Consider the following 8,678-nt stretch of genomic DNA (forward strand, 5'->3'; position numbering starts at 1 on the left):
ACCGGCACCGTTGTCACCGACCAGGGCGGTGACCTCGCCCGGGTAGACGCTCAGTCCGACATCGTGCAGGACCTGGACGGGACCGAAGCTCTTGTCGATCCCGTTGAGTTCCAGAAGGGGTGTCGCGGCCACGGTGGTTCTCCTTCGCTTGGTGACCGGGTTCGTCGTCGTGGCTGCGCCACTGGCTTTCGGGAAGGGGCTGACCCGACTCGGCGCCGCCCACGCCCGCGAAGGCGAGAGCGGCGCCGGAGTCGAACGGGAACAGCCCGCGATCAGCTCAGGTCAGCTGATGCCCGCGTCGGTGCAGGCCTTCGCGAAGTCGGGGGTGCACAGCTGCTCCTTGGTGACGAAGCCGTCGGCGATGACGTCCTTGACGTTCGCCTTGGTGATCGACTGCGGGTCCAGCAGCACCGAGGGGACGTCCTTGCCGGACTCGACGTCCTTGGTGACGCCGGTGGCCGTGGTCGGCTTCTGGCCCTTGGCCAGCGCGATCGCCAGCTCGGAGGCCGCGTTGGCCTCCTTCTTGATCGCCTTGTAGACGGTCATGCACTGGTCGCCGGTGAGGATGTTCTGCAGGCCCTGCACGGTCGCGTCCTGGCCGGTGACCGGGACCTGGCCGTTGAGCTTGTTCCTCTTCAGCACCGAGATGGCGGCGTTGCCCAGGCCGTCGTTGGCGGCGAGCACACCCTTGATGTCCTTCTTCGAGGTGAGCATCTGCTCGAAGATGGTGCCGGCCTGCGCGTTGTCCCAGTCCGGGACGTCCTGGTCCGGGCCCTTCTGGTACTCACCCGAGTCGAACTTGGGCTTGAGGACCGAGTCGTAGCCCTGCTTGAACAGGGTGGCGTTGTTGTCGGTCGGGGAGCCGTTGAGCTCGGCGACGACCGGCTTGGTGTACTTCTTCTCGGTCAGGCACTCCACCAGGCCCTGGCCCTGCAGCTCGCCGACCTTCACGTTGTCGAACGACACGTAGTAGTTCGCGCCGCCGTTGAGGGTCAGCCGGTCGTAGTCGATCGTCGCGATGCCGGCGTTCTTGGCCTTGTCCAGCACGGCCTTGCCGGTGCCGGAGTCCAGGTTGACGATCATCAGCACCTTGACGCCGCTGGAGATCATGCCGTCGGCGATCGTCTGGAACTGGGTCTTGTCGCCCTGGGCGTTCTGGATGTCGGCCTGGACGCCGGCCGCGTCGAACGCCGCCTTCAGGTACGTCAGGTCGGCGGTGGCCCACCGCGCCGAGCTCTTGGTGTCCGGCAGGATGACGCCGACCTTGCCGACGGCCGAGCCGCCGGTGCTGCCGGAGTCGCCGCCGCTGTCGTCACCGCACGCGGCCATGCTGCCGGTGGCGAGCAGGCTTGCCGCAGCCAGGGCGAATAGTCCTTTACGCATACCTTGTCCCTTCGAGGGTTTCGAGCCTTCGATCGGCTTCGATGCTGCCACTGCGGGGAGGGTTGCTCCCGGAGGTGTCAAAGATCAGGAAGCTGGTTTGTTGTGCCCGGCAACGTTTTCCCATAACGACGCGTTGCACAAGCGGTGTCAGCGGCCGATCTTGAAACACGGGATAACAATCCGGCAACACGACGGTGATACGCGCATTCGTGGGGTCGCCGGGTGGTGACCGGTACTGTCGCGGTAATCGCTGGAAACGCCACACAATGGGTCGCCGCAGTGGACCAGGTGTCCGAACTCGACCAGTTTCGGGGGAATGAATCCGCTCCGAAACTTCCGGAAAGATGATCTTGTCGGATGGCGACCTGAGCGACCGGACGGGTCCGTCGTTCGGACGGGTCCCCGATCAACCGTTGGGTGACAGGACCCCCGCAAGTTTCAGAGCCTCCGTGAGATGTACCGGTCGCAGCGAAGGGCCGCCGCCCCGGCTCCGCTATTCCGGGACTCGCTCCGCGGCGGTCCGGAAATGGGACGGTGGCCGGTGCATTCCGGCAATCGCCGATCGTTATCTCGGGCTCGGTCCGGGGGCGAGGAGAACGAGATGAACGGGGCCGATCCCGGCCGCTGGTCGGCTGTCGCCGAAGGCTGGGCGCAGTTGTGGGGCGGGTTCGCCGAGCCCGCCTGGGACGCCGTGCTGGCCGCGGCCGGGGCGGGTCGTGGCACCCGCGTCCTCGACGTCGGCTGTGGCGCCGGCGACCTGCTCGTCCACCTCGCCGGCCGGGGCGCGGCCGCCGCCGGCATCGACCCGGCGCCCGGCATGGTCGCGTACGCCCGCGCCCGCCTGCCCGGCGCCGACATCCGCCTCGGCACCGCCGACCACCTGCCCTGGCCCGACGCGGTGTTCGACCTGGCGGTGTCGGTCAACGCGCTGCAGTTCGCCGAGGACACCCTCGCCGCGCTGGCCGAGCTGACCCGGGTCACCGTCCCCGGTGGACACGTCGCGGTCGCCAACTGGGCCGAGGGCAGCCGCAACGACCTCACCGTCATCGAGGACGCCGTGGCCCGCGCCGACGGCGAGGAGCCCTGGCCCGACGGTGACCTGCGACTGCCCGGCGGCCTCGAGGAGCTGCTGCACGACGGCGGTCTCACCCCCGTGGCGGCCGGGATCGCCGAGGTTCCCTGGCGGGCGGCCGACGACGACACGCTGGTCCGCGGCGTCCTGCTGGGCGAGGAGCCGGCCACCGTCGCGGCCATGGCGCCCACCGTGATCACCGCCGCCCGGCCGTTCCGCACCCCGGACGGCGGCTACCGCCTGGTCAACGCGTTCCGCTACGCGGTCGGGCGTACGACACGCTGACGGTGGCGCCCGATATGCGAGTATTGTGGGCATGCTGCTGTCCCGCCGTACGTTGCTGCGCGCCGCCGTCGTCGCGGTCCCGGCCACCGGCTTCCGGTCCGGTCCGATCCCCGCTGTCAGCGGACCCACGGCTGGTGACTGGAAGGCGCTCGCCGCGGGCCTCGAGGGGTCCGTGGAGCTGCCCGGGGGAGCGGCGTTCGCCCGCGCGCACCGGCTGGTCGACCCGCGGTTCGACGCTGTCCGGCCACCGGCGGTCGCCCGGTGCGCCGGTCCCGCGGACGTGACCGACGTGATCAGGTTCGCGCGCCGGTTCGGCGTACCGGTGGTGCCCCGCGGGGGTGGCCACTCCTATGTGGGTGCGTCGACCAGCCGCACCGGGGTGGTGCTCGATCTGCGCGGGCTGCGGGCGATCGCGTACGACGCGGGCAGCCGTACCGCGACGATCGGCGGTGGCGCGCGGCTCATCGACGTCTACGACCGCCTCGACGCGCACGGTGTCTCGATCCCGTCGGGGTCGTGCGGCTCGGTCGGCATCGGCGGCATCACGCTCGGCGGCGGCATCGGGATGGCGGCTTCCGCGTACGGGATGACCTGCGACGCGGTGGTCGCCGCCGAGCTGGTCACGGCCGACGGGCGGCACCGCACCGTGCACGCCGGCCGCGAGCCGGACCTGTTCTGGGCGCTGCGCGGGGGCGGCGGCGCCCAGCTCGGTGTCGTCACGTCCTGGCGGATGCGCACCTACCCGGCCGCCCCGGCCGGCACCTTCGTGCTGACCTATCCGTGGAACGCCGCGGCCCGGGCGGCCGCCGGCTGGCAGGCCCGGCTGGCCCGGTCGCCCGACGAGACCTGGTCGTCCTGCCAGTTCGCGGCCGGCGCGCGCGGCGCCCGCAGTGTGCGGATCGCCGGCGTGGTGCTCGGCGGGGCCGCGGACGCCGAGGTGGCGGCGATCGTCCGGGCGATCGGCCGGGAGCCGGCCACGGTACGCATCGAGCGCCTCCCGCACCGCACCCTCGTGCACAACCGCGGCGGCTGCGACGACGCCGGTGACTGCGGGCCCCGCGCCACCGAGCTGGTCGGCAGCGACGTCTTCCCGCGGATCCTGCCGCCCGAGGCCGTCGCCGCTCTGCTGGCGGCCGTGGAGCGCCGCGCGCGGGCCCGGCGCCCGGGTATCGCGAAGCTCAAACGGATGACCGGCGTGCAGAGCCGGGTGGCTCCCGGGACCACCGCGTTCCCCTGGCGGGGCGCCCACACGATGCTGCAGTGGCTGGTCCAGCCGCCGGCCGGTGATGCCGCCACGGTCCGCGACGCCTACGCGTGGATCGAGGGCGGCCACCGGGCGGTGGCCCGCTGGTCGGCCGGCCGCTACGTCAACTATCTCGAGCCGGATCCGGCCCAGGTGCCGCGCTACTACGGCCCGAACCTGGCACGGCTGCGCCGGGTCCGGGCGGCCGCCGACCCGGACCGGCTGTTCCGTTCGCCGTACGCCGTCTGAGTCCGGCTGTTTCGGGCCTGACCAGCAGGGAACCAGAGCGGCATGTTCCCCGCTGAGAATCTGCGCGACTGGCGCGGCGAGAAAGTCATCGACCCCGACGGCTCCAAGATCGGCGAGCTGGAGGCGGTCTACGTCGACACGGCCACCGACCAGCCGGCGTTCGCCACCGTGCGGACCGGCATGATCGGCCGGCACCGGCTCACCTTCGTGCCGTTGGACGGGGCCACCGTGAGCCCCAGTGCCGTCCGGGTGCGTTACGACAAGAAGCTCGTCGGCGACGCGCCCACCATCGACCTCGACGGTGAACTGGCCGCCGGCGACGAGCCCGGCGTCTTCGCCCACTACAACCTGCCGTACCAGCCCGGAGCGGCGGGGGAGCGGCGCCTGGCCCGCCGCTGACGCCCCACCCCGGCGCACGCCGGCGAGTAGGGTTCGTCCGTGCGTCGCAGCCTTTCCGCCGGCTTCCCGGGTGACGCGCGGGTGGTGCCGGACATCCTCGCCGCGGCTGTGGTCGTGCTGGTGTTCTGGGCGCCGTCCACGGTCGATGCGACGGATCCGGCCCGCCTGGCCGCGGGGTGGACGCTGGCCGCGGTCACCGGTCTGGCGATGGTGGCGCGGCGGTGTTTCCCGGGGGCGGCGACGGTGGCCGCGGCGATCGCGACCGTCACCGGCAACGCCCTGGGCGTCTGTCAGGACCCGATGCTGGCCGTGGCCTGGTGCCTGTATCCGCTCGCGGTCGCCCGGGCCGCCCGGACCCGGCTGCCCGTGCTCGTGCTGGCCTGCGTCGCGCTGAGCCTGGCCGCGGTGACCGGCGTCCCGTCCAGCGACATGAGCGGGCTCGGGCAGCGGGTCGTCGTGGCCGTCGCGGCGGTCAGCGTCGCCTGGCTGCTCGGCACCATGGTGGGCCGGGGCATCGCCGCCACCCGGGAGGCCGAGCGGGCCCGCGTGCAGCTCGAGGTCGCCCGCGACGTGCACGACGTGGTCGGTCACGCCCTCGGCGTGATCAGCGCCGAAGCCGGCGTGACCCGCGGTCTCGCCGACGCCGGCGAGCAGGAGCTGCGGGAATCCCTGGCCGGCATCGAGGTGCACGCGCGGCAGGCGCTGGGGGAGGTGCAGCAGCTCGTCCGGGGCCTGCGGTCGGCGCCCACACCGGTTGCCCGGCTGTCCTCGGTCGTCGACACCACGCGCGCCGCCGGTGTCGACGTGCAGGCCCGGATCGCGGTCGACGCCCAGCTGGGGGACGCCGTGAGCGCAGTCGTGCTCCGTATCGTGCAGGAGTCGCTGAGCAACGTGGTCCGGCATGCTCCGGGTGCGGCCTGCACTGTCGACGTCCACGAGGCGGACGGTGCGGTCGTCGTCCGGGTCCGCGACCGTGGCCCCGGCGCCGCGGGACGCGAGCACGCCGGCTTCGGTCTGGCCGGGATGAGCGAACGCGCCCACCTCGTCGGCGGCACCGTCGAGTGGGGCGATCATCCCGGCGGTGGGTTCGAGGTCCGCGCCCGCCTGCCCGTCGGGGGAGGTGGTGGCCGGTGACCGGCACCGGCGGTGAGATCGTCAGCGTGTTCCTGGCCGATGACGACGACAGGTTCCGCGGCGTCTATCGCAAGCTGTTCGACCGTACGCCCGGCTTCCGGGTCGCCGGTGAGGCCGCGGACGGCGAGACGGCCGCCCGGCTCGTCGGCGCGCTGAAGCCGGCCGTCGCGCTGCTCGACGTGCAGATGCCCGGCACCAGCGGGCTGGAGGCAGCCCGCCGTCTGCTGCCCGCCACGGCCACCCGGGTCATCATGCTGACCACCTTCGACCTCGACGAGTACGTCTACGAGGCCCTGACCCTGGGCGCCTCCGGCTTCCTGCTCAAGAACGCGTCCCCGCCGGAGGTCCTGCACGCCGTGCGCACCGTCCACGCGGGCCACGCGATGCTGGCTCCGGAGATCACCGCCAGGCTGATGCGGCAGTTCGCGCCGCGCCGGCCCGAGCGCCGGCACGCCTTCGCCGGCCAGGTGCTCTCCGCCCGCGAGACCGAGGTCATCCGGTACGTCGCCCGCGGCTACTCCAACCAGCAGATCGCCGACGAGCTGATGCTCAGCGTGGAGACGGTCCGTACGTACCTGCGCCGGATGTTCGCCAAGCTGGACGTGAACGACCGCACCCACCTCGCCGTGCTGGCGTACGAGGCGGGTCTGCTGCACGAGCCCCGCTAGGCTGGCAGCTGTCGCGGACCGTCCGCCGAGGAATCGAGGGGCACTGATGTTCATCACGAGGACCGGAGCTCCCGTTCGCCCCTCGGCGACCGCGGGCGCCGGCTGGTAGAGCCGCGCGGGTAGCAGCGCAGTGAGCACCCCTCCCGGTCGCCGGGGCGAAGTGACACATGTCGCCGTCCCCTGGCGCCTTGTGGCGTCTCCGTTCGCCTCTCCGGGAGTTCCGCTGTGTCCGCCGGTCCCCACGCCGATCGCAATATCCGCCTGCTGAGCTGGTTCAACTTCTGCGGTGACTTCCGCCTGTACGGGCCGATCATGGTCATCTACTTCGCGCAGATCACCGGCTCGTACACCGCCGCCGCCAGCCTCCTGGCGGTGAAGATGCTGTCCTCGGCCGCGTTCGAGGTTCCCACCGGGGTCCTCTCCGACCGTCTCGGCCGGCGCGGCACGATGATCGCCGGCGCCGTCGTCATGGTGGCCGCCCACGTCGGCTACGCGGGCGCTCCGGGCTACGGCCTCCTGCTGGCCGCTGTCGTGTTGGAGGGACTGGCGAGCGCACTGTGGAGCGGCAACAACGAGTCCCTGCTCTACGACACGCTGCTGGAGGCCGGCCGGGAGCTGGAGTTCGCCCGGCACGCGGGCCGGGTGAACTCGATGTTCCAGATCGCGCTCGCCCTGGCGGCAGCCATCGGTGGCGTGCTCGCCGGCGCGTGGTCGCTGCGAACGGTGGTCGTGCTGTCGGTCGTCCCGCAGGTGCTGTGCGTGCTCGTCGCCCTGGGTGTCCGGGAACCGCGGGTGCACGGACCGCTGGCGTCGAGCGTGCTGGTGCATCTCGGCTCCGCCCTGCGCGGCATCCGAGGTAACCCGGTGCTCCGCCGGATGACGCTGGTGTCGGCGCTCCGGTACAGCGGCGAGAGCGCGGCCCAGTTGTCGCCCGCCTTCGTGGCCGGGCTGTGGCCGCTCTGGGCGCTGGGCCTGTGGCGCACCTTCGGCCACGGCGTGGCGTTCGCCGGCTTCCGCGTCAGCGGCCGGGTGATCGGCCGGGTGGGCGCGGCCCGCACTCTGTTGGCCGGTGAGCTGTTCGACACCGTGGCGAACGTCGTGGCGCTGGTCAGGCCGACGGTGTTCTCGCCCTTCCTGCTGGGCTCGCCGGCCTACGGCATGTCGACGATCGCCCAGCAGACGTTGCTGCAGCGCGAGTTCAGCGACCGGGAACGCGCGACGATGGGTTCGCTCGCGGCGCTGCTCGGCAGCGTGCTCTACGCGCTCGTCGCCCTCGGGGCCGGCCTGGTGGCCGACCGGTGGGGCATCGTGGCGGCGTTGCTGGCGATCCAGGCGGTGGTGCTGATCGCCCTTCCGCTCGCCTGGTGGGTGCACGCCCGTTTCCCGGCCCAGGTGTCTACTTCCGGGTGACGCGCGCCGGGGCCCGCGCGCACCAGGCTGGCGTCGTGATCGACATCTCCCACCTCAGCAAGCGCCACGGCAGCGCCACGGCTGTCGACGACGTCAGCTTCACCGCCCTTCCCGGCCGGGTCACCGGCTTCCTCGGGCCCAACGGCGCCGGCAAGTCCAGCACCCTGCGGATCCTGCTGGGGCTGGACGCGCCGGCCGGCGGCACGGCGTTGATCAACGGCCGGCGGTACCGCGATCTCGACCGTCCGCTGCGGACGGTGGGCGCGCTGCTGGACGGGGCCGGCCCGGTGCCGGACCGCCGGGCCGTCGACCACCTGACCTGGCTCGCCCGGTCCAACCGGATTCCCCGGGCCCGGGTCGGTGCGGTCCTGGAGCTGGCCGGCCTGGCCGCGGTGGCGAAGCAGCGGGTGAAGCGCTACTCGCTCGGGATGGGGCAACGGCTGGGTATCGCCGCGGCCCTGCTCGGCGAGCCGGAGGTGCTGGTGCTGGACGAGCCGGTGAACGGGCTGGACCCCGAAGGGATCCGCTGGGTCCGGCGGCTGCTGCGCGACTACGCCGCTTCCGGGCGTACGGTGCTGCTCTCCAGCCACCTGATGGCCGAGACCGCGGAGACCGCCGACGACCTGGTCATCATCCACCGGGGCCGGATCGCCGGGCGGGGTCCACTGGCCGAGATCACCGCGGGGCACCCGTCGCTGGAGGCGGCGTTCTTCGCTCTGACCGGCGAGCGGAGCGCGGCATGAGCGAGCTCGCGAGCGAATCGTCAACTCTGCGCCCGACGAATGTCATCGCCGGAGCGCCAGCGGAGGCGATGGCATGAGTAGCCCTGTGTCAA

General features: G+C 72.4%; 8 protein-coding genes and 1 pseudogene. 7 read left to right on the top strand and 2 right to left on the bottom strand.

Going from position 1 to position 8,678, the window contains the following annotated elements; genetic code table 11:
* Window positions 1-132: pseudogene (locus Aau02nite_RS44825) on the bottom strand (sugar ABC transporter ATP-binding protein); the annotation flags it as partial.
* 150 nt (window positions 133-282) lie between these two features.
* A complete protein-coding gene (locus Aau02nite_RS44830) occupies window positions 283-1,383 on the bottom strand; it encodes a sugar ABC transporter substrate-binding protein (RefSeq protein WP_212994808.1) in 1,101 nt (366 codons plus the stop codon).
* Between the two features lie 601 nt (window positions 1,384-1,984).
* On the opposite strand from Aau02nite_RS44830, the gene Aau02nite_RS44835 reads away from it, so the two are divergent.
* From Aau02nite_RS44835 to Aau02nite_RS44865, 7 genes are all read left to right on the top strand, one after another.
* A complete protein-coding gene (locus Aau02nite_RS44835) occupies window positions 1,985-2,740 on the top strand; it encodes a class I SAM-dependent methyltransferase (RefSeq protein WP_212994809.1) in 756 nt (251 codons plus the stop codon).
* Between the two features lie 31 nt (window positions 2,741-2,771).
* Window positions 2,772-4,232: an FAD-binding oxidoreductase gene (locus Aau02nite_RS44840; protein WP_212994810.1), complete on the top strand. Its 1,461-nt coding sequence runs from the start codon at window positions 2,772-2,774 to the stop codon at window positions 4,230-4,232.
* 42 nt (window positions 4,233-4,274) lie between these two features.
* Window positions 4,275-4,631: a PRC-barrel domain-containing protein gene (locus Aau02nite_RS44845; protein ID WP_212994811.1), complete on the top strand. Its 357-nt coding sequence runs from the start codon at window positions 4,275-4,277 to the stop codon at window positions 4,629-4,631.
* A 39-nt stretch (window positions 4,632-4,670) separates the two neighbouring features.
* A complete protein-coding gene (locus Aau02nite_RS44850; protein WP_212994812.1) occupies window positions 4,671-5,765 on the top strand; it encodes a sensor histidine kinase in 1,095 nt (364 codons plus the stop codon).
* On the top strand, window positions 5,762-6,433 hold the full coding sequence (locus tag Aau02nite_RS44855) for a response regulator (protein ID WP_246595925.1): 672 nt from the start codon (window positions 5,762-5,764) through the stop codon (window positions 6,431-6,433). Before Aau02nite_RS44850 ends, Aau02nite_RS44855 begins: the two co-directional genes overlap by 4 nt.
* Before the next feature lie 225 nt (window positions 6,434-6,658).
* Complete coding sequence (locus tag Aau02nite_RS44860) at window positions 6,659-7,843, top strand: MFS transporter (protein WP_212994813.1); 1,185 nt, start codon at window positions 6,659-6,661, stop codon at window positions 7,841-7,843.
* Window positions 7,844-7,878: 35 nt separating this feature from the next.
* Window positions 7,879-8,586, top strand: a complete 708-nt coding sequence (locus Aau02nite_RS44865; RefSeq protein ID WP_212994814.1) for an ABC transporter ATP-binding protein — start codon at window positions 7,879-7,881, stop codon at window positions 8,584-8,586.
* Window positions 8,587-8,678 lie beyond the last annotated feature (92 nt).

Source organism: Actinoplanes auranticolor, from assembly GCF_018332655.1.
Classification (GTDB): domain Bacteria; phylum Actinomycetota; class Actinomycetes; order Mycobacteriales; family Micromonosporaceae; genus Actinoplanes; species Actinoplanes auranticolor.